This is a genomic window from Collinsella sp. SGI.184, from assembly GCF_050313415.1.
In the GTDB taxonomy this organism is placed as follows: Bacteria; Actinomycetota; Coriobacteriia; order Coriobacteriales; family Coriobacteriaceae; genus Collinsella.
In genome coordinates this window covers 1-26,250 of the sequence record NZ_JBNPLJ010000011.1, presented here as the reverse complement: position 1 = coordinate 26,250, position 26,250 = coordinate 1, and the positions used below count along the sequence as shown (strand labels likewise).

28 protein-coding genes, 1 pseudogene and 1 riboswitch are annotated in these 26,250 nt (G+C 58.5%); of the genes and pseudogenes, 12 read left to right on the top strand and 17 right to left on the bottom strand.

Features of this window, described 5'->3' with window-relative positions; all coding sequences use genetic code 11:
• Window positions 1–64: 64 nt before the first annotated feature.
• The 6 genes from ACQRAJ_RS05135 to ACQRAJ_RS05110 all read right to left on the bottom strand — a co-directional run bounded on the left by ACQRAJ_RS05135 (window position 65) and on the right by ACQRAJ_RS05110 (window position 3,227).
• Window positions 65–610, bottom strand: coding sequence for a metallophosphoesterase (locus ACQRAJ_RS05135; protein WP_427747893.1), 546 nt, complete (start codon window positions 608–610; stop codon window positions 65–67).
• Between the two features lie 66 nt (window positions 611–676).
• Window positions 677–856, bottom strand: a complete 180-nt coding sequence (locus tag ACQRAJ_RS05130; protein ID WP_154517096.1) for a hypothetical protein — start codon at window positions 854–856, stop codon at window positions 677–679.
• Window positions 857–874: 18 nt separating this feature from the next.
• Window positions 875–1,201: an HIRAN domain-containing protein gene (locus ACQRAJ_RS05125; protein WP_195233157.1), complete on the bottom strand. Its 327-nt coding sequence runs from the start codon at window positions 1,199–1,201 to the stop codon at window positions 875–877.
• A 123-nt stretch (window positions 1,202–1,324) separates the two neighbouring features.
• Entirely contained in the window at window positions 1,325–2,704 is a 1,380-nt protein-coding gene (locus ACQRAJ_RS05120) for an aldehyde dehydrogenase (RefSeq protein WP_427747892.1), read from the bottom strand.
• An 8-nt stretch (window positions 2,705–2,712) separates the two neighbouring features.
• The gene (locus ACQRAJ_RS05115; protein WP_427747891.1) at window positions 2,713–2,868 is read right to left on the bottom strand and encodes a hypothetical protein; all 156 of its coding nucleotides are present in this window, start codon (window positions 2,866–2,868) and stop codon (window positions 2,713–2,715) included.
• Window positions 2,865–3,227: an iron-containing alcohol dehydrogenase gene (locus ACQRAJ_RS05110; RefSeq protein WP_427747890.1), complete on the bottom strand. Its 363-nt coding sequence runs from the start codon at window positions 3,225–3,227 to the stop codon at window positions 2,865–2,867. Before ACQRAJ_RS05110 ends, ACQRAJ_RS05115 begins: the two co-directional genes overlap by 4 nt.
• A gap of 408 nt (window positions 3,228–3,635) precedes the next feature.
• Between ACQRAJ_RS05110 and ACQRAJ_RS05105 the strand changes: the two genes are divergently transcribed.
• The gene (locus tag ACQRAJ_RS05105; RefSeq protein ID WP_154517090.1) at window positions 3,636–4,196 is read left to right on the top strand and encodes a ferritin family protein; all 561 of its coding nucleotides are present in this window, start codon (window positions 3,636–3,638) and stop codon (window positions 4,194–4,196) included.
• 251 nt (window positions 4,197–4,447) lie between these two features.
• Here ACQRAJ_RS05105 and ACQRAJ_RS05100 read toward each other — a convergent pair whose 3' ends face one another.
• Together ACQRAJ_RS05100 and ACQRAJ_RS05095 are read right to left on the bottom strand one after the other, a co-directional pair.
• Window positions 4,448–5,320, bottom strand: a complete 873-nt coding sequence (locus tag ACQRAJ_RS05100; RefSeq protein ID WP_427747889.1) for a hypothetical protein — start codon at window positions 5,318–5,320, stop codon at window positions 4,448–4,450.
• A gap of 546 nt (window positions 5,321–5,866) precedes the next feature.
• Window positions 5,867–7,297, bottom strand: a complete 1,431-nt coding sequence (locus ACQRAJ_RS05095) for a PLP-dependent aminotransferase family protein (protein WP_427747888.1) — start codon at window positions 7,295–7,297, stop codon at window positions 5,867–5,869.
• 145 nt (window positions 7,298–7,442) lie between these two features.
• Here ACQRAJ_RS05095 and pdxS point away from each other — a divergent pair, with 145 nt between their 5' ends.
• Together pdxS and pdxT are read left to right on the top strand one after the other, a co-directional pair.
• On the top strand, window positions 7,443–8,333 hold the full coding sequence (gene pdxS, locus ACQRAJ_RS05090; protein WP_154517081.1) for a pyridoxal 5'-phosphate synthase lyase subunit PdxS: 891 nt from the start codon (window positions 7,443–7,445) through the stop codon (window positions 8,331–8,333).
• 20 nt (window positions 8,334–8,353) lie between these two features.
• Window positions 8,354–8,941 carry a pyridoxal 5'-phosphate synthase glutaminase subunit PdxT gene (gene pdxT, locus ACQRAJ_RS05085; RefSeq protein WP_427728221.1) on the top strand — a complete coding sequence of 196 codons (588 nt, stop codon included), beginning with the start codon at window positions 8,354–8,356 and terminating at the stop codon, window positions 8,939–8,941.
• Between the two features lie 417 nt (window positions 8,942–9,358).
• Here the strand turns inward: pdxT and ACQRAJ_RS05080 are convergent, their stop codons facing one another.
• A complete protein-coding gene (locus ACQRAJ_RS05080) occupies window positions 9,359–10,258 on the bottom strand; it encodes a hypothetical protein (protein WP_427719775.1) in 900 nt (299 codons plus the stop codon).
• Between the two features lie 214 nt (window positions 10,259–10,472).
• On the opposite strand from ACQRAJ_RS05080, the gene ACQRAJ_RS05075 reads away from it, so the two are divergent.
• Complete coding sequence (locus ACQRAJ_RS05075) at window positions 10,473–10,883, top strand: peptide deformylase (protein WP_154517072.1); 411 nt, start codon at window positions 10,473–10,475, stop codon at window positions 10,881–10,883.
• A 226-nt stretch (window positions 10,884–11,109) separates the two neighbouring features.
• Here the strand turns inward: ACQRAJ_RS05075 and ACQRAJ_RS05070 are convergent, their stop codons facing one another.
• Both ACQRAJ_RS05070 and ACQRAJ_RS05065 read right to left on the bottom strand, forming a co-directional pair.
• Window positions 11,110–12,591 (bottom strand): aminotransferase class I/II-fold pyridoxal phosphate-dependent enzyme, encoded by a 1,482-nt coding sequence (locus ACQRAJ_RS05070; RefSeq protein WP_427747912.1) that lies wholly within the window; start codon window positions 12,589–12,591, stop codon window positions 11,110–11,112.
• Window positions 12,592–12,793: 202 nt separating this feature from the next.
• Window positions 12,794–13,651, bottom strand: a complete 858-nt coding sequence (locus tag ACQRAJ_RS05065; RefSeq protein ID WP_427747887.1) for a LysR family transcriptional regulator — start codon at window positions 13,649–13,651, stop codon at window positions 12,794–12,796.
• A gap of 118 nt (window positions 13,652–13,769) precedes the next feature.
• On the opposite strand from ACQRAJ_RS05065, the gene ACQRAJ_RS05060 reads away from it, so the two are divergent.
• The 3 genes and pseudogenes from ACQRAJ_RS05060 (at window position 13,770) to ACQRAJ_RS05050 (ending at window position 15,292) form a co-directional block, all read left to right on the top strand.
• Window positions 13,770–14,681 (top strand): DMT family transporter, encoded by a 912-nt coding sequence (locus tag ACQRAJ_RS05060; RefSeq protein WP_427747886.1) that lies wholly within the window; start codon window positions 13,770–13,772, stop codon window positions 14,679–14,681.
• Window positions 14,682–14,948: 267 nt separating this feature from the next.
• A pseudogene (locus ACQRAJ_RS05055) lies at window positions 14,949–15,092 on the top strand (KUP/HAK/KT family potassium transporter); the annotation flags it as partial.
• A gap of 38 nt (window positions 15,093–15,130) precedes the next feature.
• Complete coding sequence (locus ACQRAJ_RS05050; protein ID WP_427747913.1) at window positions 15,131–15,292, top strand: hypothetical protein; 162 nt, start codon at window positions 15,131–15,133, stop codon at window positions 15,290–15,292.
• 79 nt (window positions 15,293–15,371) lie between these two features.
• Here the strand turns inward: ACQRAJ_RS05050 and bsh are convergent, their stop codons facing one another.
• Together bsh and ACQRAJ_RS05040 are read right to left on the bottom strand one after the other, a co-directional pair.
• Entirely contained in the window at window positions 15,372–16,337 is a 966-nt protein-coding gene (bsh, locus tag ACQRAJ_RS05045) for a choloylglycine hydrolase (RefSeq protein WP_427747885.1), read from the bottom strand.
• Between the two features lie 243 nt (window positions 16,338–16,580).
• Window positions 16,581–17,000 (bottom strand): peptide deformylase, encoded by a 420-nt coding sequence (locus tag ACQRAJ_RS05040; RefSeq protein ID WP_154517060.1) that lies wholly within the window; start codon window positions 16,998–17,000, stop codon window positions 16,581–16,583.
• Between the two features lie 193 nt (window positions 17,001–17,193).
• On the opposite strand from ACQRAJ_RS05040, the gene ACQRAJ_RS05035 reads away from it, so the two are divergent.
• On the top strand, window positions 17,194–18,507 hold the full coding sequence (locus tag ACQRAJ_RS05035) for an NCS2 family permease (protein ID WP_427747884.1): 1,314 nt from the start codon (window positions 17,194–17,196) through the stop codon (window positions 18,505–18,507).
• A gap of 136 nt (window positions 18,508–18,643) precedes the next feature.
• Complete coding sequence (locus ACQRAJ_RS05030; RefSeq protein ID WP_427747883.1) at window positions 18,644–19,309, top strand: alpha/beta hydrolase; 666 nt, start codon at window positions 18,644–18,646, stop codon at window positions 19,307–19,309.
• A 57-nt stretch (window positions 19,310–19,366) separates the two neighbouring features.
• Here the strand turns inward: ACQRAJ_RS05030 and ACQRAJ_RS05025 are convergent, their stop codons facing one another.
• The 4 genes from ACQRAJ_RS05025 to ACQRAJ_RS05010 all read right to left on the bottom strand — a co-directional run bounded on the left by ACQRAJ_RS05025 (window position 19,367) and on the right by ACQRAJ_RS05010 (window position 23,921).
• Window positions 19,367–20,701, bottom strand: coding sequence for a uracil-xanthine permease family protein (locus ACQRAJ_RS05025; RefSeq protein WP_427747882.1), 1,335 nt, complete (start codon window positions 20,699–20,701; stop codon window positions 19,367–19,369).
• 122 nt (window positions 20,702–20,823) lie between these two features.
• The gene (locus tag ACQRAJ_RS05020) at window positions 20,824–21,957 is read right to left on the bottom strand and encodes a 5-methyltetrahydropteroyltriglutamate--homocysteine S-methyltransferase (RefSeq protein WP_427747881.1); all 1,134 of its coding nucleotides are present in this window, start codon (window positions 21,955–21,957) and stop codon (window positions 20,824–20,826) included.
• Window positions 21,958–22,105: 148 nt separating this feature from the next.
• Window positions 22,106–23,002 carry a LysR family transcriptional regulator gene (locus tag ACQRAJ_RS05015; protein ID WP_427747880.1) on the bottom strand — a complete coding sequence of 299 codons (897 nt, stop codon included), beginning with the start codon at window positions 23,000–23,002 and terminating at the stop codon, window positions 22,106–22,108.
• 10 nt (window positions 23,003–23,012) lie between these two features.
• Entirely contained in the window at window positions 23,013–23,921 is a 909-nt protein-coding gene (locus tag ACQRAJ_RS05010; RefSeq protein WP_427747879.1) for an HAD-IIB family hydrolase, read from the bottom strand.
• A gap of 160 nt (window positions 23,922–24,081) precedes the next feature.
• Window positions 24,082–24,192: riboswitch (TPP riboswitch) on the top strand.
• A gap of 51 nt (window positions 24,193–24,243) precedes the next feature.
• Here ACQRAJ_RS05010 and thiM point away from each other — a divergent pair.
• From thiM to ACQRAJ_RS04995, 3 genes are read left to right on the top strand one after another with little or no spacing between them, the layout of a single operon-like run.
• Window positions 24,244–25,083 carry a hydroxyethylthiazole kinase gene (thiM, locus tag ACQRAJ_RS05005; RefSeq protein WP_427747877.1) on the top strand — a complete coding sequence of 280 codons (840 nt, stop codon included), beginning with the start codon at window positions 24,244–24,246 and terminating at the stop codon, window positions 25,081–25,083.
• A 3-nt stretch (window positions 25,084–25,086) separates the two neighbouring features.
• Window positions 25,087–25,428, top strand: coding sequence for a thiamine-binding protein (locus ACQRAJ_RS05000; protein ID WP_427719764.1), 342 nt, complete (start codon window positions 25,087–25,089; stop codon window positions 25,426–25,428).
• Window positions 25,425–26,120 carry a thiamine phosphate synthase gene (locus ACQRAJ_RS04995; protein ID WP_427747876.1) on the top strand — a complete coding sequence of 232 codons (696 nt, stop codon included), beginning with the start codon at window positions 25,425–25,427 and terminating at the stop codon, window positions 26,118–26,120. The genes ACQRAJ_RS05000 and ACQRAJ_RS04995 overlap by 4 nt, the downstream gene beginning before the upstream one ends.
• The last annotated feature ends 130 nt before the right edge of the window (window positions 26,121–26,250 follow it).

Below are 26,250 nucleotides of genomic sequence, written 5' to 3'. Positions count from 1 at the left end.
CGGCGCCAGAACCGCCACAAAGGTGCCCGTCCCCTTTGTGGCGGTTTGTGTAACGGTTCGAAAATTACAGTCCAAAGAAGCCTAGGATTTGGTCACGGCTTACGGGCTTGTACTCGTTGGCATCGAGGCCGACATCGTAGCGAAAGGTAGGACGTTCGCGATCGCGGTTGCGCGCATTGGTGCGGTCTCCCCTGCTGTGGATATGCCCGTGCAGCATGATGGCGCCACGTGCCTTGCCATTCCAGCTGAGCATGGGGTAGTGGCTCATAACCAGACGATGACCCTTGGCATAGCCGGGGGCAATCTCCAGGTAATCACGCACGTCTTCCCAAATCTGCGGCACGTCGGGATCTTCCCAGTCGCCGTCATGGTTACCACGGATGAGCGTCACGTTCTGGCATTCGATGCGCTCGCGCAGGCGCACGGCATCCGCTAGGGGCAGACGATAGGTAAAGTCACCCAGAATATAGAGGCGGTCGTCCGCAGCCACGCACTCATTGATGACATCGATGACCTTGCGGTTCATCTCCTCAACCGAGCCAAACGGTCGGTCCATGTCGTGCAAGATATTCGTATCGCCCAGGTGCAGGTCGGCGGTAAACCACATCATCGTCTCAGTCCTCATTTCGCAACGCGTCCAACTCGTGCTAAGTATACAGACGCAGCGATGCGGCAGTTACCCAAAGAGCCCGCCAAACAGTCCGCGACGGCGCTTGTCTTTCTTTTTCGACGCATCACCCTGAGTTTTCTTGTCCTGTCGCATCTTACGGTCCTGCTCCAGCTCATCGTCGTCGAGTAGCATATCCCACTCAAACGAATCGTCCGTTAAATCGAACAGGTCATCGTCATCAAACATGGCAGCCTCCCTTACCGATTAGCGGGCATCCACCACATAGAGGCCAACGCGCACCTGGTGCCACGGGCTACGCTCGGGGGCAACCTGTTGCACGCGGGCCTCAAATACGTCCTCATGGCCGTAATACATCATCAAGGACAGCGGGCCGACCTCGTTTCCCGGAACATAGCCAAGTTTGGTCTTGCCATAGTAGATCGCGACCGCCTCGGGATCATGGGGATTATCGCGCTCGGCGCACAGCGTCAGTTTATCGCCCACTTTAAGATCGCCTAGGACCAAAGCGCCGTCGGCATATTGAAATCCTGCGATATGAAACGACAGAAGAACACGTGAAGGCTCGTACATGGCAACTCCCCTAACGGCCGGATAAACCGGCGCTTAACCTTACCGAGAAGTCTACGGGTCCGTGCGGACACAAATTCATCCTGTCTGCGTCTTTTCGACCGTTTGTCCCTATGTCATCTGATTCTAATGCACAAACATGCGCACGAATTTGTGCTTCCAGTTTGCGTAAGGGGCATAGCGAAATGGCACGTCCAGCCACGTTGCCTTGTTCACGATGCTTTTCTTGTGGCTAAACGTATCGAAGCTCTCGCGTCCATGATACTGCCCCATACCGCTCGCTCCCATGCCGCCAAAGCCCATATGACTCGTAGCCAGGTGCATGATCGTATCGTTGACGCAACCGCCACCAAAGGGCACGTAACGCACAAAGCGCTGCTGAACCTCACGGTCCTGGCTAAAGATATACAGGGCCAGCGGCGTCGGACGATCCGTAATAAACGTCTCGGCCTCCTCTAGGCTCTCAAACGTCAGCACCGGCAAGATGGGACCGAAAATCTCCTCCTGCATCACGGCGTCATCGGGGGCCACGCCGTCCAAAATTGTCGGCTCAATCTTGAGCGAAGCCTCGCGCGCAGCACCTCCAAGCACGACCTTATCGGGATCGATCAGGTCGTGCACGCGCGCAAAATGCTTGGCATTGACGATATGCCCGTAATCCTCGTTGTCGAGCGGATGCTCGCCAAACATACGGCGCGCCTCTTCCTTGATGAGGCCCAGCAACTCGTCGTGCACACGCGTATCGACCAGCAGGTAGTCGGGCGCCACACAGGTCTGCCCCACGTTGAGCCATTTACCAAAGGCGATACGCCGTGCCGCAACCTTCAAGTTTGCCGTCGCATCCACGATACAGGGACTCTTTCCACCCAGCTCAAGCGTCACGGGCGTAAGGTTTTTACTTGCGCGCTCCATGACGAGCTTGCCGACCGGAACGCTACCGGTAAAGAAGATCTTGTCCCAGCACTCATCGAGCAGTGCTTCGTTCTCGGCGCGCCCGCCCTCGACAACTGTCACCAGGCACGAATCAAATGCCTCTTCGCAGATCTGCTTGAGCACCGCACTCGATGCCGGAGCATAGGCGCTCGGCTTGATGACCACAGTATTGCCCGCGGCAAGGGCGCCGGCGAGCGGCTCGAGCGTTAGCAAAAACGGGTAGTTCCACGGGGCCATGATGAGCGTGACGCCATAGGGCACGGCTTGCGTCTTGCACACACTCACGGCGTTGGCAAGGTCGCACGGACGCAGGCGCGGACGACTCCATCGAGCCACATGTGCGATCTGATGACGAATCTCGGAAAGCGACGTGCCGATCTCGCACATATACGCCTCGTCATGCGACTTTCCCAAATCGGTCTTGAGCGCATGGGCAATATCGGCCTCGTGGGCCCGCACCGCATCGCGTAAACTCACGAGCGCACGACGTCGAGCATCGACATCAAACGTGGCGTGCGTCTTAAAGTAGACGCGCTGATCTCCGACAATGCGCGCAATTTCCTCGGTGTTCATGGACCCTCCTAGTTCTCGCCCTCAAACATACCACCCGCGACGACCTCGTACATGCGCATCAGCTCCAAACGGTCCATCAAAAGTGGAACGGGGTACAGCGGATTGGCCTCGGCATCGGCATGCGCCGCCATCTCGGGAATGTCGGAGCGGCGAATGCCCGTCACATATATTGGGAATGTCCAAGGCGGCGTTCATTCGATCGACCCAATCGATAAAGGCCTCGACGGCATGCGTCAGGGCGCCCATGCCCGTCTGCCCCGTAATGGAGGCGGGCAGACCGCGCGAACTCGGGGTCGTGCACCGCAAAGCGCGGGATAAGCACAAAGTCGTTAATGGGGTACTTGTAGTGCGTCTCGTCATCGGTGATAACCGCCGCGAGCGTGACTTCGCTTCCCGTGCCGGCGGTAGTGGGAACCGCAATAAGCAGCGGCAGGAGACGGTGGACGCGCAGCAGACCGCGTATCTTGTTGATGGGCTTGTTTGGCTGCGCGATGCGTGCTCCCACGCCCTTGGCACAGTCCATGGCCGAGCCACCGCCAAAGCCGATAATGGCCTGGCAGGCGCTCTCTCAGCATGCTCCAGAATGCGTGGCTCGGTATAGGGCAGCACCGGCGATGCGATGCGAAAAACCGTTTGATACGTTCGGCACCAGGCGCAGCGGCGAGCTAGATGCATAAAGGAAACTCCCTCATTTGTTGATTGGTCAACATTTGTTCGACTGATTGTACTCATCAGAGGTCGCAGGCGGCCTGCCAATCGTTAATCAATCAACATCTTCATCTCTCAAAATTGTTTTATCAAAAATCATTCCTAATAGGCTTCACATTTTGTTGCATTTATGGATAATAGAACTCGTCAAGACGCACGTCCGGAGAGGGCCCTTACGGGATCGGACAAGCGCCCCATCGCCATCCATCGAAAGGATCGAATCATGAAATTTGTTTGCCCCGTTTGCGGTTATGTGGAAGAGTTCGACGGCGACCAGCTGCCCGAGGATTTTAAGTGCCCCCAGTGCGGCGTTCCCGGTTCTCGTTTCCTGAAGCAGGAGGAGGGCAAGCTCGAGTGGGCTGCCGAGCACGTCGTGGGCGTCGCCAAGATGGAGGGCGTCTCCGAGGACATCGTTGCCGACCTGCGCGCCAACTTTGAGGGCGAGTGCTCTGAGGTCGGTATGTACCTGGCCATGGCTCGCGTCGCCCATCGCGAGGGCTATCCCGAGATCGGCCTATACTGGGAGAAGGCTGCCCACGAGGAGGCCGAGCACGCCGCCAAGTTCGCCGAGCTCCTGGGCGAGGTCGTGACCGACTCCACCAAGAAGAACCTCGAGATGCGCGTTGAGGCCGAGAACGGCGCCACCGCCGGCAAGACCGATCTTGCCAAGCGTGCCAAGGCCGCTGGCCTCGATGCCATCCACGACACCGTGCACGAGATGGCTCGCGACGAGGCCCGCCACGGCAAGGCTTTCGCCGGCCTGCTCAAGCGCTACTTTGGCTAAGCCAACCGCCTGAGAGATAATCTCTAACTTTAAAGGGCCCGAACCGCATGGTTCGGGCCTTTTTTTCGTGTCTCATGAACTCGTTAACGCCCTGAAATAGGGCCACCTTCGGCAACGACTTCTCGTCAAAAACTAAGTGAGTGGACTTTTTGGAACTTGCCGAGCAGACCATCCATATTGCTCTATAAAGCCGCAGGTAAATGACTTGTTCCAAAACGGCCTGGTCGCCATCACGCCAAAAGTCTACTCACTTAGATCCGCGCTGTCCACGATCGAGCTGTTTTGTGTCCAATGGACATCTTTCCGTCGATTACTCCCAATTTTGTCCAGTCAACGAATAGTTCAGACCGGAGTAATGCCTCAACCCTTTGCTCATCCGAGCTTTTATCGCGATATTCAACATCGAGCATCCTGCATACGGCCTTAACGATCGCACGGAATCTATCCTCATCGGATATCTGTCCGTGTGTCAGGAGAAGCACGTCGTAGCCCATGGCTTGAAGCGCCGTCATGCGGTCAGCGTCACGCAAGCCATCCCCCGCGCGCCCGTGCGAGGCCTTTCCCTGACATTCAATGGCCACCTGTCGCCTCCCGTCCGGCGAGGAAAGAAGTAGATCGATATATACGCGGGTCTTTCCTACAATCGCTCGAGCACTTGTGCTTAACATCACTTTGACATTGAGCTCTATGCCGCAAAAACCTTCACCTCCCAGGGCTCGCGGCAGTCCAAGCAACAAATACGCCTCGACCTCAAAAGGCGAAGCGGCACCCAATGGAACGAGTTGCGACACCGCCATAAATCGATTGCCGTAACGCATCCCGCAAACATCTGAACAAAAACGGTCAAGGTCCCCATCCAAAACCAAAGCGTCGCGACGCCACAAATTTGAGGCGGCGCCGCCCTCGGACGGGCAGCGCACCCAACCCAACGTTGTCGAAATCGTACCCGAATCAATTGCACGCGAAAGCTCCACCTCAAGTGCCGCCGGCAGGGCGCATACCGCAAACAAGCCGCACATCTCCGCCAATACCAGAAGAAGTTGGAGATCCGTCAGATGTCGAGACATGATAAATGCCGTCAGTAGAGGAGACGTGACCAAAAATCCATGCTCCGTTTCCAGCACGGATTCCCTGGGGAGTTCACCAAGAAACAGCCGCTGCCTAATGTTGGCAGGGCAAGTCCGTTTGTTTCTCGTCCAAACCAATGTATACAACGGAAAACCGAGCGCGACCGCAGCCGTCGGGTTGCGGACGAGGTCATATCGCTGCCGGTCTTCATCCGGCCGCGGAAGCGGAGGACACAAAGCGCGGACTTGAGGGGGCAAACGCCAGTACCTAAAAGCCGATATGTCACAAAGTAAATCCTTCATAGGCACAGGAAAGCACGAATTTCAACCCAGTCGGTCTCTCATTGGCGCGAACGCACCAAAAATGGCTCCGAACGAACTGCAAGGTTTTTAACAGCCCTCCCCAACTGGCCAAAAGCTTACCGAGAACTGGACGAAGCCCTGTTGAAAACCCCATTTTTTTCTCATGCGGTAGCTTTGCGCGGCAAGTGAGTAGACTTTTTGGGACATCCCGAGCAGACCGATGATCCCACTTCTCAAAACCACAGGTAGATAGCTTGTTACAAAACTGTCTGGTCGCCAAAGTGCCAAAAGTCTACTCACTTAGGTTACAGAGTGCCCCATTAGCTGCGATTCCAGGGTATTAAGCACCTCCGGACTCAGGTCGTCATACTGGACAAGAATTTGAGTTGAGTTTTCAGGGACAGATGCGCCATCGGCGCACCAATAACAGTTACTGATATCGATAAAAGGGATGCTCGAGCGCGTGAGGGCCTGCGCAAAAGAGCTTCCGCCCGTTCCCCGCTCCGCAACCACGGTGCAGTAAAGGCCTGCGTCTGCATGCTCGATCGAAACCTCTCCTGCTGGAAACGCATTCCGTACAAGCGCCGCCAGGCCATCACGCGCCTCACGAGCACGAACGCGCACGCGGTTCACATGTCGCTCGTAATCACCCGATTCCAGCAAACGAGCCAAAGCGACCTGGTCGACAGAGCTCACCGACGAGGCGTAGAAACCAAGGTTGCACCTAAACCGCTTCATCAGCTCATCGGGCAACACCATGTACGCTAGACGCAACGCCGATGAAAGGCTCTTCGAAAACGTGTTGGTGTAGATGACCGATTGAGCGGCATCGATCGAAGCAAGCGCGGGAATCGGCTTGCCGGCCAGACGAAACTCGCAATCAAAGTCATCTTCGATGAGATATCGACCTGGTCGCTCGGCGGCCCAGCTCAGCAGCGCATAGCGACGCGCAATGCTCGTCACAAGGCCGGTCGGATACTGATGGGACGGCATCAGGTGAAGGACATCGGTCCCCGTTTTCTGCAGAGCGCTCAAGTCTACGCCCTCATCATCCAACGGGATATGTCGAACTTTGCAACCCATAGCCTGATAGATGCGCGTTAGGCGCAAATAGCCCGGGTCCTCAACGGCATACACCTTGTCGGCTCCAAGCAACTGAACCAACATGGTATCGAGCAGCTGGGCGCCTGCGCCGATAACAACGTTGTTGGGGTCGACATTCATACCCCTTGTCCCGCGCAGATGGTGGGCAATTGCGCGTCGTAGCCGAGTGGTGCCCTGTGCCGGCGCGGTCGAAAAGATTTCGCGCTCGTCTTCGGATGCCAGCGTCGCCCGCAGCGCGCTTTGCCAAAGCCGCGCCGCCTCCAAAGCAGAAGGAGAAAGTGCATCGAATCGCTCGACCTGTCCGTTGACATCATGCGCGCCGGAACCCGCAGAGACGGCATCCCGGTCGATGCCCTCTGCAGCCGAAGCCAAAACCGGTGCATCCGGAAGCTCGCAAGCGTAGTAGCCACGACGCGGCATTGAGCAAATATAGCCCTCGGCAAGTAACTGGCTATATGCATTCTCGATGGTAATGACACTGATTCCCAGATGATTGGCAAAGGCGCGCTTAGACGGAAGATGCTCCCCCGCCGCAATGCGTCCAGCAACGATATCATCTCGAATTTGCTGGTAAATATACTCATAGAGCGATGCTTCGCCGCGTTTTTCCAAATTGTAGTCAAGCATGAGTTTATCACCTGACCTTATTAAGTTATTCAATCTGGTATTAGTCTGACCTTATTATTATCTCTAAAACTGAGTATTTCGCCATACCCAGCTCCCCGATAGGATGTTCCGTCAAGCAATGCACATGCCAACCAAGGGAGCAACCATGGCAGAACAGACCAGCAAGGCAGATCGCGTCAAACTCAATCGCGAGCTCGCGCAGATGCTCAAGGGCGGCGTCATCATGGACGTCACCACGCCCGAGCAGGCACGCATCGCCGAAGAGGCGGGCGCCTGCGCCGTCATGGCACTCGAGCGCATCCCGGCCGACATCCGTGCCGCAGGCGGCGTCTCACGCATGAGCGACCCCAAGATGATCAAGGGCATCCAAGAGGCCGTCTCCATCCCCGTTATGGCCAAGTGCCGCATCGGCCACATTGTCGAGGCGCAGGTCCTGCAGGCCATCGAGATCGATTACATCGACGAGTCCGAGGTTCTCTCCCCTGCCGACGACGTCTATCACATCGACAAGACCCAGTTTGACGTGCCGTTTGTCTGCGGCGCCCGCGATCTGGGCGAGGCGCTGCGCCGTGTTGCCGAGGGCGCCACGATGATTCGCACCAAGGGTGAGCCGGGTACGGGCGATGTCGTCCAGGCCGTGCGTCACATGCGCAAGATCCAAAAGCAGATCCGTGACGTTGTTGCCCTGCGCGATGACGAGCTCTTTGAGGCAGCCAAGCAACTGCAGGTTCCGGTCGAGCTGGTGCGCGAGGTCCACGCCACGGGCAAGCTTCCCGTCGTGAACTTTGCCGCCGGCGGCGTAGCGACCCCCGCCGACGCCGCGCTGATGATGCAGCTGGGCGCCGAGGGCGTCTTTGTGGGATCGGGCATCTTTAAGAGCGGCAACCCGGCCAAGCGCGCCGCCGCCATCGTCAAGGCCGTGGCAAACTTCACCGATGCCAAACTCATTGCCGAGCTTTCGGAGGACCTGGGCGAGGCCATGGTGGGCATCAACGCCGACGAGATCGAGATTATCATGGAAGAGCGCGGGCGCTAGTCCGGCAGAAAGGATCGCCCATGAGCGATTATGCAGACCAAACGGTCGCCGTGCTGGCGGTCCAAGGCGCTTTTGCCGAGCACGAAGCAAGACTATCCGAGCTGGGCGCACACTGTATTGAGCTGAGGCAGGCGGCCGATTTGCAGCAGAACTTTGACCGTCTGGTACTTCCCGGCGGCGAGTCCACCGTTCAGGGCAAGCTACTTGCCGAACTCGATATGCTCGAGGATCTTCGTACCCGCATTGTTGAAGGCATGCCTGTACTGGGAACTTGTGCCGGTCTGATTCTGTTGGCGCGCGACCTTGCCGCCCACGATGACAAGGGAACACCGCGCTTGGCAACCATGAATATACTCGTTGAGCGCAATGCCTATGGCAGGCAGCTCGGCAGTTTTCGCACCAAGGGGCAGGTAGGCGGTATCGACGGTGAGGTGCCGTTAACGTTTATCCGTGCACCCCGCATCGTCGAGGTACACGGCAATGCCAAGGCCTTAGCGAAAGTCGACGGACGAATCGTCGCCGCCCGTCAAGACAATCAGCTCGGCGTTACCTTCCACCCCGAGCTCGACGACGACACCCGCCTCCACGAGCTCTTCCTCCAAATGTAGGCAGAAAACAAACGAACGTGGATTTTCGGACGCATAGCAAATGAGAGTGGAAATCCCCCACTTTGAGCTTGGATGCAGGCTCAAATCGGGAGATTATCCACTCTCATACTATGTAGTCGTTGGGGACGTTCTCAAACGACTAGTCAAACAAGAACGTCCCCAACGACCAGATTGCGATAGACGGCCACGTTTGCCCAGATAATACCGACCAAAATAAACCTGTCCCTTTTTGGCAGGTTTGGATCAAGGCAACGCCGATGTTTTGGCGACGACAGCGAAAACCCGTACACGCGAGCAGGGTGCCTTGAAACGAGGCGGCATTGACCTTTTGGTCATGCCGCCGAAGTTGAAAGGCAGATTGCCGCTCTGGCGGGCTTGCAGCGTCGGCCCGTTACGGCGTTTGGTAAAACGCCGTAACTAAAAACGGTTGCCGCGGAAGCCACCGCCGTTGCGGCCGCCACGGTCGCCGCCTCGACCGCCGCGGTCGCCGCCACGGTTGCCGCCGAAGCCGCCACGGTTGCCACCGCGGTCGCCATAGCCACCACGGTTGCCGCCAAAGCCGCCGCGACCGCCACGATCGCCGCCACGGTCACCAAAGCCGCCACGGCCACCGCGACCACCACGGTCGCCGCCACGGCCACCGCGGTCGCCAAAGCCGCCGCGACCGCCACGGTCGCCGCCACGGCCACCACGGTCGTCACGGCCGCCGCGAGGACCGCGATCCTCGTCCAGACCCATGGCGACGAGCGGAGCGATAACCTTATCGAGCGCGGCCATCAGCTCGGTGGCCTCCTCGTAAGAAAGCTCGGGCAGGAGCTTCTCCTTCTTGTTGGCAAGCTCGACCAGGCCCTCAGCGGCATCCTCGGCAGCGAAGACAACGATCTTGCGCATATCGCCCTCGGCGTTGTCGATGCGGCCGACCAGATCGGCAGCCTCGGCCTCGGCCATCAGGCCATCGAGCTCACGAAGGCGCATGCCCAGCAGATCGGACATTTCCTTCTGCTCCATCTTGGGCTTGAGGTCAAGGAGCTTGATGGCGCGCTCGATGTTCGCCATACGCTCGGCCTTAGCCTCTTCCTCCTTGGAAATAGCAAAGCGACGGCTACGCAGCAGGCGGGCGGCCTTCTGCATCTTGTCCATCAGCTCTTCGTCATCGTAATCAACGGCGGCCTCGACAACCTCGGCCTCCTCCTCGGCGGAAACCTCGTCAGCAGCCTCAACCTCGGTAGCTTCGGTCTCCACGGTCTCGACTGCCTCGACCTCGGCAGCCATGGTCTCGTTCTCGGTCTCGTTCATGATCTCTTCGTTCTCGGACATGAGACTCCTTCTTGGCCCTCTCGGGCATCATCGCCCCATTCGCGGGGCCCGTCGCGCACTCTTTGCGCTTTAAACATTCATGCCTCTCGGCAAAACGTTCCTTAGTTTATGGTGTCGCCATCCAATCTAGCTGCAGAATCTATATGCACACATTAATGCGACATGTCGCGGTATCATGGCCTGAACCAAACGTGTCCACCTTAAGGAGCCCGCCATGATTAAGCCCATCATGAAATCCGAGTTCTTTTTGCGCCTGCCTTCCGAAGACGCAGGGCCCGACGATGCCGTGATCGGGCAGGACCTCCTGGATACGCTCCACGAGCATGAGCACGAGTGCGTGGGGCTCGCCGCCAACATGATCGGCGTGCGCAAACGCATCATCTGCGTAAAGGACGGCAACAGGACGCTCCTGATGTACAACCCTCAAATTCTTGAGCAGGTCAATGCCTATCAGACCAGCGAAGGATGCCTCTCGCTGATCGGCGAGCGTCCCTGCACCCGCTATCGTCGCATTAAGGTGGAGTATTTGGACGAGAACTTCGTCCACCGCATCAAAAACTTCTCGGGCTACACCGCCGAGATCATCCAGCACGAAATCGACCACTGCAACGGCGTCGTTATATAGTTCCGCGAGTCAAAGAAAATGATCTGTTTTCCTCCGTCCCCTTTGGATCATGGTAACGACGCAGGCTGAGCACACGACAGCGAGCGAGCCGCATTTGCGCCAAGGTGACGTGAAATGAGAGGGCGCTGACCTTCTGGTCGCGCCCTCGAAATTGAACGTCAGATTGGCGTGAATGCGGCTCGTGTAGCGTCAAGCGGTCCGCCGTTCGGTAGAACGGCGGAACCAATTAGGACTGGCGGTAGTGATCAAAGAAATCGGCGAGGTCTTCGAGCGACTCTTTGAGCACTTCCATGCGCGGCAGGTACACGATGCGGAAGTGATCGGGCTCAGCCCAGTTGAAGCCGCCGCCACGCGTGATGAGGATCTTCTTCTCGTGCAGCAGGTCGAGGGCAAACTGCTCGTCATCGGTGATGTTGAACTTTTTAACATCCATCTTGGGGAAGATATAAAACGCCGCACGCGGCTTGACCACCGAGATGCCGTCGATCTTGCTGAGCGCCTCATACACAAAGTTGCGCTGCTCGTAGACACGACCGCCGGGGCGGATGTAGTCGTTAACCGACTGATGGCCGCCAAGCGCCGTCTGGACGATCGACTGGGCCGGCACGTTGGAGCACAGGCGCATGTTGGAGAGCATGTTGATGCCCATGATGAAGTCGCTCATGCAGCGCTGGTTGCCCGAAAGCACCATCCAGCCAATGCGATAGCCCGCGATCATATGCGACTTGGACAGGCCGCTAAACGTAATGCAGGGCAGGTCGGGGGCGAGCGATGCAATGGAGACGTGCTCGTAGCCGTCCATGCACAGGCGGTCATAGATCTCGTCGGCAAAAATCATGAGCTGGTGCCTGCGCGCGATCTCAACGATGCCCTCGAGCACCTCGCGCGGATAGACAGAGCCCGTGGGGTTGTTGGGGTTGATGATGACGAGGGCCTTGGTCGCGCTCGTGATCTTGGACTCCATATCCTGCAGATCGGGATACCAATCGGCCTGCTCATCACACAGATAGTGCACGGGATGTCCACCGGCAAGAGTTGCGCACGCCGTCCACAGCGGATAATCGGGGCTGGGAATCAGAATCTCGTCGCCATTGTCGAGCAGCGCGTTCATCGAAAGCTGAATGAGCTCGGACACGCCGTTGCCCGTGTAGATATGTTCCATCTGAACATTGGGCAGGCCCTTGATCTGCGAATACTGCATGATCGCCTTGCGCGCAGAGAACAGACCGCGCGAGTTGGAATAGCCTTCGCAGTCGGGCAGCTGCTGGCGCATGTCCTTAATGACCTCATCGGGCGTGCGGAAACCAAAGGGCGCCGGATTACCGATGTTGAGCTTGAGGATGCACTCGCCTTCGTCCTCCATACGGGCTGCCTCGTCGACAACGGGGCCGCGCACGTCATACAGAACGTTCTCGAGTTTGGTGGATTTAGAAAAAGTACGCATGGTGGTGCTCCTTGCAATTTGATCTGAGGGATGGGGTTCGGGCTTGGAAACGTTGTGGGTCGATGATGTCTCGCCTTGATCGGCGTCACCGGCGAGCAGCCAGGTAACATCGACCTCCAAAATGCGGGCAAGCAGCTCTGCCACATCGCGCCGCGGAATCGTCTTGCCGCTCACATATTGGCTCATCTGACTCTTGCCGAGTTTTTTGCCGAGCATCTCCGATGCGCGGATTACGTCCGACTGGCGAACGTCGCGATCGGACATAGCCTGTCGCAGGCGATCGCTAAACGTCTCTTGGGTCACAGGAACCTCCTTGCTGGCAAAGTTCAATTTACAGAACACGAATTGAACCAAGGTTCAATTTAGCAAGCAGTATAGCGCCGTGCTATTTCTAAAAGTTCAATTTCAAAAATAACATGACCCAAACCTCAAGATTTACCCCAAGGCGGTAACGACGTGCGCCCATTTAGAGGTATTCGAGAAAACGGGCGGCGGCAAGCGAAACATCGGCCGTTCGATATATGGCGTTGATCTGCCGATGGGGATGCCCTTCGAGCGGACGCACGGCAACATCGAACTGACAGCGGCGCATGATGAGCGCGGGAAGAATGCTCACACCCAGGCCGTCCTCGACCATAGCCATAATCGCATAGTCATCCCAGGTCGACAGTTTTGAGTGCACTGCCAGTCCCGCCCGACGAAACAGCGGCGTAATCTCGTCATCGGTGCCGCGTTCTAGCAGAATAAACTGCTCGTTGGCCAAGTCGGCAAGAGAGACGACCTCCGCCGTAGCAAACAACGAGCCTGACGACACTACCGCCATTAACTCGTCACGCACCAAAGGCAGCGATGTCATGCCGTTTTCTCGGGGCTCACGAGGGATAAAGCCCAGATCGCAGCGACCCTCTGCCACCCATTGTTCAATCTCTGAATAGTCGCCCATCAGCAACTCGTAATCGACGTCTGGATGATCAGCACGAAAACGCGCAATCACCGGCGGCAGCACGTGGGTCGCCACGCTCGAAAACGTACCGATGCAGATTTTGCCGCGCATGAGCCCGCGCATCTCATCCACCCGTCGCTGCAAGCGAACGAATTCCTCGCAGAGCGCCTCGACAGCCGGCATGACCTGCCGCCCGTCGGCAGAAAGAGCAACACCTTCACGACTGCGGTCGAGTACCTTAAAGCCCCAATCGGCCTCAAGATCGGCCACCATGCGGCTCACGCCCGATTGCGAGTAGCTCAGGCGCTCGGCAGCACGCGTAAAGCTTCCAGCGCGCACGGTCTCCAGCAGCACCTGCATCTTTTGAATATTCGTTTCCACGACATGCCTCCACCCTTGCATGAGTTTTTGTCATGTTTTCCATGCATTATATTCGCTTTTCTTCTAAAGCCAGTTCACCCATAGTGAGCATGCACAGATATAGAGGGGACGGCAGCGCATGAACAACGGATTGATTACGTATTTAGCAGCATTGTTGTTGTTTGGCTCCAACGGCATCATCGCTGCGGCCATCGCACTCCCGAGCTCCGATATCGTGCTGCTGCGCACTTTTCTGGGAGCCCTTTCGCTTGTCGCCATCCTCGCCATTACCCAGCGCCATAAGCTGCAGGCGCCTTCTCGCCCCCGCGAAGCCGCAGCCCTCCTCCTCTCGGGAGCCGCGCTGGGCGCCAGCTGGATTTTTCTGTTCCGCGCTTATCAGACGATCGGCGTCGGCGTTTCTTCGCTGCTGTACTACTGCGGCCCCATCATCGTCATGGCCCTCTCGCCGTTTATCTTTGGCGAAAAACTAACCGGTGGCAAAATCGCCGGGTTTATCGCAGTCGCCTGCGGCGCTTTTCTCATTGCAGCGCAAGGTCTAGGCGGCAATATGCCCATTGCGGGCATCGTCTGCGGAATCGCCTCGGCCTTCTGTTATGCATTGATGGTCATCGCCAGCAAGGGCGCGCCGCACATCGAAGGCCTCGAGAACTCCGCGCTCCAGGTGAGCGCCGCCTTTGTGACCGCGCTGGTCCTTACGCTCGTCACCCAAGGCACCCCCTCATTCCTGTCCGCCAGTATCGCCGCAACCATCGATTGGCGCGCCGTCGCTATGCTCGGCGTCGTCAACACCGGCATCGGTTGTCTGCTCTACTTTAGCGCCGTCGCCAAACTGCCCGTGCAGACCGTCGCTGTCGTCGGCTACCTCGAGCCGCTTTCGGCCGTCGTGTTCTCGTCCGCCCTTTTGGGCGAAGTCATAACACCGGTCCGCCTGATGGGCGCCGTGCTTATCATCGGCGGCGCGATCTTTTGCGAACTCGCCGGTAAACGCTCAGGCGCCAAGACCGGTATCGCTCAGGCAGCACGCGTCTAAAAGTTCCCTCTTCAGTTTCAAAGCAGGAGCGCGTCCGCAGTTATTACATTGCAGCAAAGCCATACAGCGGATGCGCCCCTGTTTTGAAATGCTACCTGCGTACATAAATAATCCCCAGATGGAGATTATTGTCTAAAATTACCCGATGTGCCAAACAGCTCTTGTATGTTTAAAGACGGCATAAAAGTTATCTGTCCAAGACAGATAACCGGATGTCCAAGGGAGTCCACGTGGCGCACGCCAAACTGGAGGCAAACCTCCAAGACCAGCACGGTCAAGTACGTGGTAATCGCCATGAAGGCCGACAACCACAACGAGGGCGGCATCTTCGCCCTGTTTAGCCTGGTGCGCAAAGTAGCGCCGTGGCTGATTCTACCTGCCATGATCGGCGGCGCGGCGCTGCTCGCCAATAACTCCAGCTCGAAGTTCAGATCGAGGAAGCCGAGGAAATGGATGTCGATATCTTCTCGGACGACCTTGTCAACAGCAACGAAGCCGGTAGGGACATGAACTTCGACCCCACCGAGCTGCTCGGGAGCGTCGCCGATACGCCCGAACAGCAACAGCCCGACGGCCTCGAGAGCGAACAACTCAACGACGCCAACTTCTAACGACGTCGCGCGTCGACGACAGCGGCCCTGCGCCTCACAGGAGGCGCAGGGCCGCTTTGCATTGCAGTAAGGCCGCCGGCTACGAACGACGCGGCTCGGGAACCACGAGCCTATCGGGGCTCGCGCCCTCGGCATCCATCAGGCTCACGTAGCGAATCGACGGATCCTCATACGTTGAGTAATAGTAATTGCCCGTGCGCGCGCTAAAGCATCCGGTGTAGATAGTCTTCTCGAACTTGCCGTCACCCATCTTGGACGCACCCTCGATCATCGCCACCCCCTCGAGCGAGCGGAACATGCGAATGACGTTCTCGGCCTCGCTTTCTTTTTGCGGGTAATTGGCATTGAGGTATGCCGCCTTTACAAAACGGCTCGGCGAATAGCAGTCACCCGGAATACCGCGCATGCCGGCACCCGCGCCATAGGGCTTGAGCTCGGCGCCACGCCATGTCGCCGTCTGAGGAAAATCGCTTGTAGCGGTGATATAGGTGCGCAGGTTTTCCATGTGCCACGGGAAGGTCGGCTGATTGGCAAGGGTGTCGACCGGATCGTCGTATACATGCAGACCGTCAGCCATCATCTCGACCACGATGCTGCGCCGGCTGTCGCCGATAATCCAATGGAGCAGCGACACACCCAGCCCCTCTCCGGCAGATTTGGCAACAATCACCGTGTCGCGCAGCGCAGCCTCGACCTCGTCGACCGTCGAGAACGTCGCTGCCACCCACAGGGGAAACTCATAGGCTGCGATATTGGTCTTGCCATCAACCGGGTCCTCGGCATACTCGGCATAACCGGGAAAGTTGAGCCCTGCCACAGCCAGACCCGCATCGTTACCACAGTCGAAAAACATAGGATAGTTCTTGTAATCGATGCACATGCCAATTACCGCGTGTGCCGCCGACGCATCGTCGATAAACGAATACGGGATATGGAACCCGCGGGGCATCACGCGAACCTGTTGGCCGTAGCTAAAGCTCCAGTCGAGGTTGCGACCCAGATACATGTTGCCGGAATTATCGGTAAATCGAATGCTCGTGCACATGGCGCCTCCTAGCCATACGTCCTTGTTAAGCTCATTGTTACCAAACAAATAGGCGCTAAACACAAAGGTCCGGACATGACAATAACGTCACGTCCGGACCACACAAGCAAGATAAACTCAACCAAGTCAACCTCGCAGGTCGTCTAAGGGGTCAAAATACCGCAGATTGTCACGAAAGAGGAGCGAAGCGTACTTAAGGTACGCGAGCGACGCTTGAGCGGCAAGGTGCGGGCTTTGGTCCCCTTAGACCAACTTTCCAAGACAGTGATCGATCATATGCTGGATCATTTGTGCCTCAAAGCCCGTGTAGTCGCGGCGGCACTCCTTCATCTTGCCGTCGACGATCTGGTCAAAGGCAACCTTGCACTTGATATAGCGCGTGGACTTGGTGATTTCGTCGTGCGTCAGGCAGCTCTCCTCCATCTTGCTGGCGCCCAGGCCAAACACCAGACGGGGGTTGTAGAGCACGTGGGGCTCGCCGGCGTCGTCCAGATAGACGCAGACCTTCTTGGTGACGCCAATCTGGTTGGCGGCAAGGCAGCCGGCGTCCTCGAGCGACTTGATGGTGTCGATCAGGTCCTGTGCGACCGACTCGTCCTCAACAGTCGCAACCTCGCAACGCTGGGACAGGATAGCCTCGTCGCGGCAGAGCTCTTTAATCATACGTTCCTCCAAAGAGTTCAATGTAACTGCTTAAGTATACGGTACCTACACATTTTCATGCGAAAAATACCGTCCGCCTGTTACAAAGCGCCGAACTTCAACATGCGAGGAACATCGACCTTCCAAAGGCGATATAGTAGGTAAGTTCGTGTCAATCGGCCTAAACTCGGGGCCGAACAAGGAAAGGGTATGCATGGACGATCTTTTTCACGTCAGTGAGCGCAAGTCCACAATCGGGACCGAACTTCGCGCTGGACTGACAACATTCCTGGCGATGGCCTACATCATCGCCGTCAACCCTGCGGTGCTCTCGGGCGCTGGCATCGATGCGGGAGCGCTCGCCTGCGCCACCTGTCTGGGCGCCGGCATCATGACCATCTGCATGGGCATCTTCGCCAACCGCCCGCTCGCCTGTGCGTCGGGCCTGGGCATCAACGCCATGATTGCGGGCATCACCGCCACCATGTGCGGCGGTGACTGGCACGTTGCCATGAGTGTTATCTTCCTCGAAGGTATCATCATCTTGCTGCTCGTCCTTTGCGGCCTGCGCGAGGCCATCATGGACGCCATCCCCGTGGTCCTGCGCCACGCCATCTCGGTGGGCCTGGGCCTGTTTATCGCCATGATCGGCCTGTGCGACGCCGGCATCATCACCGCTGGCGCCGGTACGCTCGTCGGCCTGGGCGACATCGCCTCCCCCACCTTTATCGTCGGCATCATCTCCATCGTCGTGACGGTTGCCCTTGCTTCCCGCAACGTGCCGGGCTCGCTGCTCATCGGCATCATCGTCGCCGTTATCGCCGGTATCCCGCTGGGCGTCACCCATGCGCCCGAGGGTCTCATCGCACCGCTCGACTTCTCGACCTTTGGCGCCCCGTTTGCCAGCACTGCTGATGGCAACATGGCCATCGTGAAGGTCCTGACCGACCCGATGCTGCTCGTCGTTGCCTTCTCGCTGCTCATGAGTGACTTCTTCGACACCATGGGCACCGCGATGGCCGTCGCCAAGCAGGGCGAGTTCTTGACCGAGGACGGCAATGTCGAGGACATCCGTCCCATCCTGGTCGTCGACTCCGTGGCCGCCGCTGCCGGTGGCTTTATGGGCGTCTCCTCCATCACCACCTTCGTCGAGTCCACCTCTGGTGCTGCCGACGGTGGCCGCACCGGCCTCACCTCCGTCACCACCGGCGTGCTGTTCCTTCTCGCCGCGTTCTTCTCCCCCATCGTCACCATCGTTTCCAGCGCCGCCACCTGCGGTGCTCTGGTCTACGTCGGCTACCTCATGATGAGCGAGGCCTCCGAGATCGACTGGTCCGACGTGTCGCAGGGTTTCCCAGCGTTCATGATTGTCGCCGGCGTGCCCTTCACCTACTCCATCTCTGCCGGCATCGGTCTGGGCTTTATCGCCTTCGTGGTTGTCGCGCTCTTTAAGGGCGAGGCCTCCAAGATCAAGCCGCTCATGTGGATCGCAGCACTCGCCTTCCTCGTCTACTTCTTTGTAGCGTAAGGGCAAAGCTGCCAAAGCAAAACCTCAAGGCGCAGAGTCGTATCAAGCGGCTCTGCGCCTTTCTTTTAGCGACGGTCCCTATGCCGACGTGCGACAATCGTATTTGTAGATGTCGAAATGCAGAGAGAAGCTTGTCATGGAAGCGCGTCAAAAGCAGATAACCATTCATTCAAAGCATGTCGAAAGCGCGCCCGTCATTTACCTTCCCGCGGTCATGGGTGACGGCACCGAGGTCTATAGCCGTTGTCTTGAGCTTGATTGCCCGCCATTCACCCTGGTCGCCATTGGCGGGCTCAATTGGAATCGCGAGCTGAGTCCTTGGGAATGCGACGGAACCGTGCGCGATGCCGAGCCCTTTGGTGGTCAGGCGTCCGAGTTTCTCGATGAACTGCTGAATCGGATAATCCCAGAGGTCGAGCCATCACTTCCCCGCCCGCCTACCTGGCGCGGCATTGCCGGTTACTCACTGGCGGGCCTCTTTTCGCTTTGGTCGCTCTGGCAGACCGATGCCTTTGGCCGCGCCGCAAGCGCATCGGGGTCCCTGTGGTTTCCCGGATTTGTCGATTACGCACACGGGAACACGATGCCAGCCGCGCCCAACGCCGTCTATCTATCACTCGGCAAAAAGGAGACCAAGACGCCCAACCGCATGATGCGGCACGTACTCGACGACACGCACACAATGGAGAAACTACTCAGCGACCGAGGCATCCCCACGACCTTCGAGCTCAACCCCGGTAACCACTTTGCCCAAACCGATCTGCGCATGGCCCGCGGCATACACTGGATACTGACGCATTAAAAATGGCGCCCACGCGTACGCACGGGCGCCATTTTTTGATTTAGCTGAACACAACTACTACTCGACAGTCTCCTCGAGTTCAGAAACGGCGAACTCAAAGTCGTTGCCAGGCAGAATCGCGTTGAGCACGATACCCACCAGCGAGCCCACGGCAAGGCCCGAAAGCGAAATCGTCACGCCGCCCAGCTCCAGCACGATGGCACCGGCGGCGCTGTAGGCAATGCCGAGTGAGAGCACGAGCACCAGAGCGGCCACCAGCACGTTGCGGTTGTTCTGGAAATCGACCTGGTTCTCGATGAGGTTACGGACGCCCACGGCGCTGATCATGCCATAGAGCACGAGCGACACGCCGCCGATAACGCATGCCGGCATGGCGGCGATCACGGCAGCGAACTTGGGGCAGAACGAAAGCACGATGGCGCAGCACGCGGCAATGCGAATCACGCGCGGGTCAAACACGCGCGTCAGGGCGAGCACGCCGGTGTTCTCGCCATACGTGGTGTTGGCCGGAGCGCCAAAGAGCGAAGCCAGAATCGTGGCGAGACCATCACCGAGCAGCGTGCGATGCAGGCCGGGATCGGCGATGTAGTTGCGCTCGCAGGTGGAGCCAATAGCGGATATATCGCCGATATGCTCGATCATGGTTGCAAAGGCCAGCGGCATGATGGTGATGATGGCCGTCGTGGCAAGGCCGCTATCGAACTGCGGCCCAAAGAGTGCAAACACCGTGTTGTCCCACACGACGGGCAAGCCAAGCCAGGGAGCGGCTGCGACGCCGGAGAAATCGACCTCGCCCAGCGCAGCCGCAACGGCATAGCTCACCACGACGCCCAGTAAAATCGGCACGATCTTGACCATGCCGCGACCCCAAATATTGCAGATGACGATTACGGCGACGGCAACCACGGCAACGAGCCAGTTAGTCTGGCAGTTGGCAATAGCGGAACTCGCCAGGATCAGACCGATCGAAATGACAATGGGGCCAGTCACCACCGGCGGGAAGAAGCGCATGACGCGCTTGGCGCCAAACGAGCGGAAGAGCGCCGCAAGCACCGGGTAGAGCAAACCGGCGCAGGCAACGCCCAGGCAAGCGTAGGGCAATAGCTCGGCCTCGCCGTTGGGCGCGATTGCGGCATAGCCGGCAATAAAGGCAAACGATGAGCCCAAAAATGCGGGGACCTTACCGCGTGACAGGAAGTGGAATAGCAGCGTGCCCAAGCCGGCAAACAAAAGCGTTGCCGATACCGAAAGGCCGGTGAGCACGGGCACCAGCACCGTGGCACCAAACATGGCAAACAGGTGCTGCAGACCGAGCAGGAACATGCGCGGGCGGCCGAGCGACGAAGCGTCGTAGATGGCATCGGTGACGGCGGGCGTCGAGGACTGGGACATGGATGTCCTTTCGAATGGAAGGGCGCTCGGGCATAGCGGATAACCTGCCCGAACGATACGGTCCGAACCATTGTACGCGATACGCCATGTCTCGCACGCGCCGTCACTTGCAAACGGTACCGCTATTTCCAAACACGTTTGGCAATACGCTTGACCAGCGCGATCTTTGCCCACTGCTCGCCTTCGGTCAGCTTGTTGCCAATCTCGCAGCTGGCAAAGCCACACTGCGGAGACAGATACAGATTCTCAAGCGGCACGTACTTTGCCGCCTCATGAATACGCTCGACGGTCGCGTCCTCGTCCTCGAGCTCGGCTGCCTTGGTGGTCACCAGGCCCAACACGACCTTCTTACCGGGCGCAACGTACTTGAGCGGCTCAAAGCCACCGGCGCGCGGAGTGTCGAACTCCAGATAGAATGCGTCAACGTCCTCATGCGCAAACAGGTACGGGGCGATGGGATCATAGCCGCCCTCAAAGGCATAAGTAGAGTGGTAGTTGCCACGGCATACATGCGTATTGATCACCAAGTCGTCAGGCTTGCCCGCGATGGCAGCATTGTTGAGCGCCACGCCCAGCTCGCTCACCTTTTGCAGGTCAACCGGGCTCATGCCGGTCTTGGACACAAAGTCAGTATCGCAATAGATGCCCCAGGTGCAGTCATCAAATTGGATGTTGCGGCAACCCGCGGCATACAGATCGGCAATCACGGTGCGGTATGCTGCGGTGATGGCATCGGCGAGCTCTTCGTCGGTCTTGTAGACGGCGCGCAGGCTCTCCTGCTGGCCATCGCAGCGGTCGAGCGTGACTTCGGAGAACGTCTGGATCGGCGCCGGAATGGTTTGCCGCGCAACCTGGCCCTCGCCCTCAAGCGCCTTGACAAACTTGAAGTGCTCGACGAACGGATGGTTCTCGCCGCTAATGGGTCCGGTCACCACGGCGGTGTCGGCGGTAGTCTCCTCATCGTGGAACATATAGCCCGTACGCGAGGTGCGGCGCTCGATGCCGTTGAGACCCCACATAAAATCGAGGTGCCAGTAGCTGCGGCGGAACTCGCCGTCGGTGATGACCTGCAGGCCGGCGGCCTTTTGCCTTGCCACCAAATCGCGAATGGCCTCGTCCTCGACTGCCTTAAGTCCCTCGGCATCAAGCGCGCCTGCCGCATAGGCAGCGCGGGCGTCCTTTACGGCCTGCGGACGAAGAAAACTACCGACGATATCGGCGCGAAACGGCGCTTTGAGCTGGGTGGAATTGCTCATAGGAATCTCCTTTTGCATGGAATACTTTGGCGAGAAAGAGTATGAGCGCACTCCTGGTTATCGTAAAATATGCGTTTATATATGTTTGCCATATAGTTTTCCTATAGCCATTTTGACAGCCCAAGACAGCAACATCAAACGCTACCGGTTAGATATGCCTCCGGATGGCCTCGACATAAGCCTGTCCATAGCGCGTGAGGGTCGTATTCTTGCGCGTGATAATGCCGATCTCCATGTATTCATCCACATCGAGCGGAATCGAGATAATACCGGGGCCATTAAGCTCGTGGCTAATCACGCCCGAACACACCGTGTAGCCGTTGAGACCCATGGCTAGGTTGAACAAGGTCGCACGGTCGCGCACGCGGATATTCTTGCGGCGCTCAAACGTCGAGGTCAGTTCCTCGGAATAGTAAAACGAGTTGTAGCTGCCCTGTTCATAGGATAGGAACGGATAGTCTTCCAAGTCCTCGAGCGTCACGCTGGCGTGGTCCGCCAGTGGATGGTCGGCGCATACAAAGACGTGCGGCGTGGCGCAGAAGAGTCCTTCGAATACGAGCTCGTTGGCCGCCAGCATGCGCTCGATAACCTCGCGGTTATGTTCGGATAAGTACAGAATGCCCAGTTCACTCTTCATGTGCGCGACATCTTCGATGATCTCGTGAGTCTGTTCCTCGCGCAGGGTAAAGTCGTAGCGCGCTGCATCGAACTCACGGATCACGTCGACAAACGCATTAACGGCAAAGGAATAATGCTGACAGCTCACACTAAAGTGCGGCACTTGCTCGGATGCGCCCTTGTACTTATCCTCGAGCAGATCGGCCTGATCGAGTACCTGGCGCGCGTAGCCCAAGAATGTCTCGCCTTCCTCGGACACAATGACGCCCTTGTTGGTGCGCTCAAAGATGTGCACACCCATCTCGTTTTCGAGATCGCGAATCGAGGCGGTAATCGAAGGCTGCGACACAAAGAGCCGGCGCGAGGCCTCGGTGATGCTGCCGCATTCGGCAACCTTAACAACATACCTGAGCTGCTGAAGCTTCATGACTTTCTCCCTAGACGTTCGTGACGCCAAGACCCGTCGCGTCCATCTGGCGCATAAACGACGGCATCTCCCCCGTCGCGGCGCAGGCGGCAATCTGATGCAGAGCCCCGGCAACCGCATCGTCTGCCGCAGCGCCGATATGCCAACGCGCGGCAGCCGTGACGGCCTCATTGGCATTGGCGACTGCAACGGAGTTGGGAACGGCATTAATCATGGGCAGATCGTTATCGGAATCGCCGAACACCGCCACCTCGTCGGGCGTCAGGCCCAAAGCACGCGCCAGCTCCAGCGTGGCACAGCCCTTGTTCCAACCAGCCGGCAAGATATCGAAAAGGCGCACGCGGCTGTTGGGAAACACGAGCGAGAGTTCCGGCACCTCGGCGGCAACGCGCTCGCGTAGCTCCGCGAGCCCCTCACGCGAACGGGCACTCCAGACATTCGCCTTGAACACCGGCGCGTCACCGATAACGGGACGGCACGGGGCCTCTTCGCCTTTGAGCCACGCGTTGCCGCCCGACTCCATAGCGCGACGCACGCGCTCGGGGTCGCTCGTCACGCAATAGGCGTCATTGTCCCAAAAGTCATCACCCAAGCTGTAGACCTTCAGATAGGTATCATCGGTCTCTTGCTCCAAGTAGTCAGCCAAGCGAATAAGGGCGGCGTTATCGGTCGCATGCGAGGCTACCACCTCGCCGTCGACAAACATGACCTGGCCGTTGCAGAACGCACCGGTCGAGAAGCACTCGGAACGATTACGAAACATCCAGCCCATCGCGGAAGGCTGACGGCCCGAAACCGGGCCAAAGTGCAGGCCCGCCGCCTGCATGGCATGAATGCCCTCGATGGCGTAGTCGCTGGCGCCGTCATGCCCGGCTGGAATCAACGTATCGTCCATATCGGTCAGCACAAGTTTAATCATAAGGCCCCCAGTCATTTTCACCGTATCCATTGTAGCGACCTGCCAAAAAGGGACAGGTTTATTTTGGCAGGTTTTATCTGGGAAAATGCAACGCCCCAGTTGCCACCTGCCAAAATAAACCTGTCCCTTTTTGGCAGGTGCGCTAGTATAGGGAACAACAGATTCGATGCGGGAGTGCCGGCGGTGCAAACCACAAGGCTGAGAGGGCATGGGGCCCAATCCTTTGAACCTGTCAGTTAATGCTGGCGTAGGGAGCATGCCGCCTTTACAGGGGCGCTGTCTATGCACAGCGCCCCTTTTCTATGCCAAGGAGGCATGTGCAGTGATTGATTCGAAACAGCTTAAACAAAATGTGGTCAAGGCCGTGGAGGAGATTCGCGCCACCAATCCGATGGCCGGCTCCATCACCAACACGGTGACGATCGACTTTGTCGCCAACGCGCAGCTCGCCGTAGGCGGTTCGGCCGCAATGGTCTATCTGCCCGACGAGGGCGAGGCGCTCGTTGCCGGCGGCGGCGCCATCTATCTCAACATGGGCACGCTCTTCCCCATCTACGAGCAGACGATTCCCCGTGCGGCCAAAGCGGCACACGACGCCGGCAAACCCTGGGTGCTCGATCCGGTGGGCCTGGGCATCGGTAGCCTGCGCACCCAGCTGGTAAACGAGCTCAAGCAGTACAAGCCCGCCATCGTGCGCGGCAACGCCTCCGAGATCATCGCGCTCGCCGGCCTGTGGGGTCTTGAAGGCGAGGCGGCTGACCTGAGCCGCGTGCGCGGTGTCGATACCACCGATACGGTCGACGCCGCCCGCGGCGCTGCCGTGGCACTCGCCCGCTACACCGGCGGCGCCGTAGTGGTCTCGGGCAAAGTCGACCTGATTACCGACGGCACGACCGTGGCCAAGTCCCACGGCGGCAGCCCGCTCATGTCCAAGATTACCGGCTGTGGCTGCTCGCAGGGCGGCGTCCTGGCCGTGTACGCTTGCGCCGCCGATCCGTTTACGGCAGCCATCTGCGGTGCCGCTGTCTACAACGTTGCCGGCACGCGTGCCGCCGCTGTCGCTGATGCCCCGGCAAGCTTTAAGGTCGCCTTTATCGACGAACTCTACCGCGCGACCGCTCAGGATATTGCGAATAACCACCTCGAGCTCGAGGAGGCATAAGCCATGTCCGAACCCGCAACCGCTGCCGACATGAACACGCTCGTCGCCGTAGCCATCGCCCCGTGCGGCACAGGCGACGAGCTGTCCGCCGAGGTCGCCGAGGTCGTGCGCGTCATTCGCGAGAGCGGCCTTCCCAACCGCACCACCTCGATGTTCACCGAGATCGAGGGCGACTGGGACGAGGTCATGCAGGTCGTACGCGACGCAACCTTTGTGTTGGCAAGTAAGGGCATCCGCACCGAAGTCGTGCTCAAAGCCGATATTCGACCCGGTTTTACCGACACCATGACCGGCAAACTCGAGCGCATGGAAGCGCAGATCAAAAAGCAGGAGGAAGCACGATGAGCATCCGCAACAACCTTGATATCTCGGCCTATCTGGTACTCGGCCCCGAAAACACGCTGGGACGTCCCGTGGGCGATGTGGTAGCGCAGGCGCTCGATGCCGGCTTTACCTGCATCCAGGTGCGCTCCAAGGTGGCAAGTGCCCGCGAGATCATCGCGCTGACGGGCGACGCCGCGCAGGCTATCGCTCGCGCCGGCAAGACCGGCAAGGTCGCCCTGCTTATCGACGACCGTCTGGACTGCGTACTCGCCGCACGCGAACAGGGTATCGCCGTCGACGGCGTGCATGTGGGCCAGAGCGATATTCCCGTCGAGGTCTGCCGCAAGCTTCTGGGCCCCGATGCCATCGTGGGCCTTTCGGCCCGTTGCGAGGAAATGCTCGAGTACGTCAAGACCGCCGACATGAGCCTAGTCGACTACCTGGGCATCGGCCCGCTCCACGAGACCGAGACCAAGCGCGACTGTGGACGCGCGGCGGATGGCTCCATCATCACCAAGAGCTTTGAGGACCTGGCCGCGCTCCATGCGGCAAGCCCCGTTCCCATCGTGGTCGGCGGCGGCGTCAAAAAAGCCGATCTGCCGCAGCTCAAGGCCACCGGCGTCGAGGGCTTCTTTGTGGTGAGCGCCGTCTGCAGCGCTGACGACCCCCACGCCGCAGCCAAGGAACTTGTCGACACCTGGCAGCAGGCATAGGCATAGGCCGAGCAGCTGATTCGCAGCCTCATATCTTCAATAGCGGAAAGCGCATCCCAGTTTGGACCTCCATTCTGGGATGCGCTTTCCATATAGAGAGTCAGCGGGAAACTGTGTCCCAGTCTAGACG

Bases quoted from the DNA above. Each gene is read 5' to 3' on its own strand.
- ACQRAJ_RS05025 (WP_427747882.1), bottom strand. From the start codon at position 20,701: ATGTCCCAGTCCTCGACGCCCGCCGTCACCGATGCCATCTACGACGCT.
- ACQRAJ_RS05070 (WP_427747912.1), bottom strand. From the start codon at position 12,591: ATGTCCGATCGCGACGTTCGCCAGTCGGACGTAATCCGCGCATCGGAG.
- pdxS (WP_154517081.1), top strand. From the start codon at position 7,443: ATGGCAGAACAGACCAGCAAGGCAGATCGCGTCAAACTCAATCGCGAG.
- ACQRAJ_RS05120 (WP_427747892.1), bottom strand. From the start codon at position 2,704: ATGAACACCGAGGAAATTGCGCGCATTGTCGGAGATCAGCGCGTCTAC.
- ACQRAJ_RS05075 (WP_154517072.1), top strand. From the start codon at position 10,473: ATGATTAAGCCCATCATGAAATCCGAGTTCTTTTTGCGCCTGCCTTCC.
- ACQRAJ_RS04995 (WP_427747876.1), top strand. From the start codon at position 25,425: ATGAGCATCCGCAACAACCTTGATATCTCGGCCTATCTGGTACTCGGC.
- ACQRAJ_RS05060 (WP_427747886.1), top strand. From the start codon at position 13,770: ATGAACAACGGATTGATTACGTATTTAGCAGCATTGTTGTTGTTTGGC.
- ACQRAJ_RS05030 (WP_427747883.1), top strand. From the start codon at position 18,644: ATGGAAGCGCGTCAAAAGCAGATAACCATTCATTCAAAGCATGTCGAA.
- ACQRAJ_RS05080 (WP_427719775.1), bottom strand. From the start codon at position 10,258: ATGTCCGAGAACGAAGAGATCATGAACGAGACCGAGAACGAGACCATG.
- ACQRAJ_RS05095 (WP_427747888.1), bottom strand. From the start codon at position 7,297: ATGCTTGACTACAATTTGGAAAAACGCGGCGAAGCATCGCTCTATGAG.
- ACQRAJ_RS05035 (WP_427747884.1), top strand. From the start codon at position 17,194: ATGGACGATCTTTTTCACGTCAGTGAGCGCAAGTCCACAATCGGGACC.
- pdxT (WP_427728221.1), top strand. From the start codon at position 8,354: ATGAGCGATTATGCAGACCAAACGGTCGCCGTGCTGGCGGTCCAAGGC.
- ACQRAJ_RS05105 (WP_154517090.1), top strand. From the start codon at position 3,636: ATGAAATTTGTTTGCCCCGTTTGCGGTTATGTGGAAGAGTTCGACGGC.
- ACQRAJ_RS05010 (WP_427747879.1), bottom strand. From the start codon at position 23,921: ATGATTAAACTTGTGCTGACCGATATGGACGATACGTTGATTCCAGCC.
- ACQRAJ_RS05050 (WP_427747913.1), top strand. From the start codon at position 15,131: ATGGATGTCGATATCTTCTCGGACGACCTTGTCAACAGCAACGAAGCC.
- ACQRAJ_RS05125 (WP_195233157.1), bottom strand. From the start codon at position 1,201: ATGTACGAGCCTTCACGTGTTCTTCTGTCGTTTCATATCGCAGGATTT.
- ACQRAJ_RS05135 (WP_427747893.1), bottom strand. From the start codon at position 610: ATGATGTGGTTTACCGCCGACCTGCACCTGGGCGATACGAATATCTTG.
- ACQRAJ_RS05000 (WP_427719764.1), top strand. From the start codon at position 25,087: ATGTCCGAACCCGCAACCGCTGCCGACATGAACACGCTCGTCGCCGTA.
- ACQRAJ_RS05015 (WP_427747880.1), bottom strand. From the start codon at position 23,002: ATGAAGCTTCAGCAGCTCAGGTATGTTGTTAAGGTTGCCGAATGCGGC.
- bsh (WP_427747885.1), bottom strand. From the start codon at position 16,337: ATGTGCACGAGCATTCGATTTACCGATAATTCCGGCAACATGTATCTG.
- ACQRAJ_RS05130 (WP_154517096.1), bottom strand. From the start codon at position 856: ATGTTTGATGACGATGACCTGTTCGATTTAACGGACGATTCGTTTGAG.
- ACQRAJ_RS05040 (WP_154517060.1), bottom strand. From the start codon at position 17,000: ATGATTAAAGAGCTCTGCCGCGACGAGGCTATCCTGTCCCAGCGTTGC.
- ACQRAJ_RS05020 (WP_427747881.1), bottom strand. From the start codon at position 21,957: ATGAGCAATTCCACCCAGCTCAAAGCGCCGTTTCGCGCCGATATCGTC.
- ACQRAJ_RS05110 (WP_427747890.1), bottom strand. From the start codon at position 3,227: ATGGACTGTGCCAAGGGCGTGGGAGCACGCATCGCGCAGCCAAACAAG.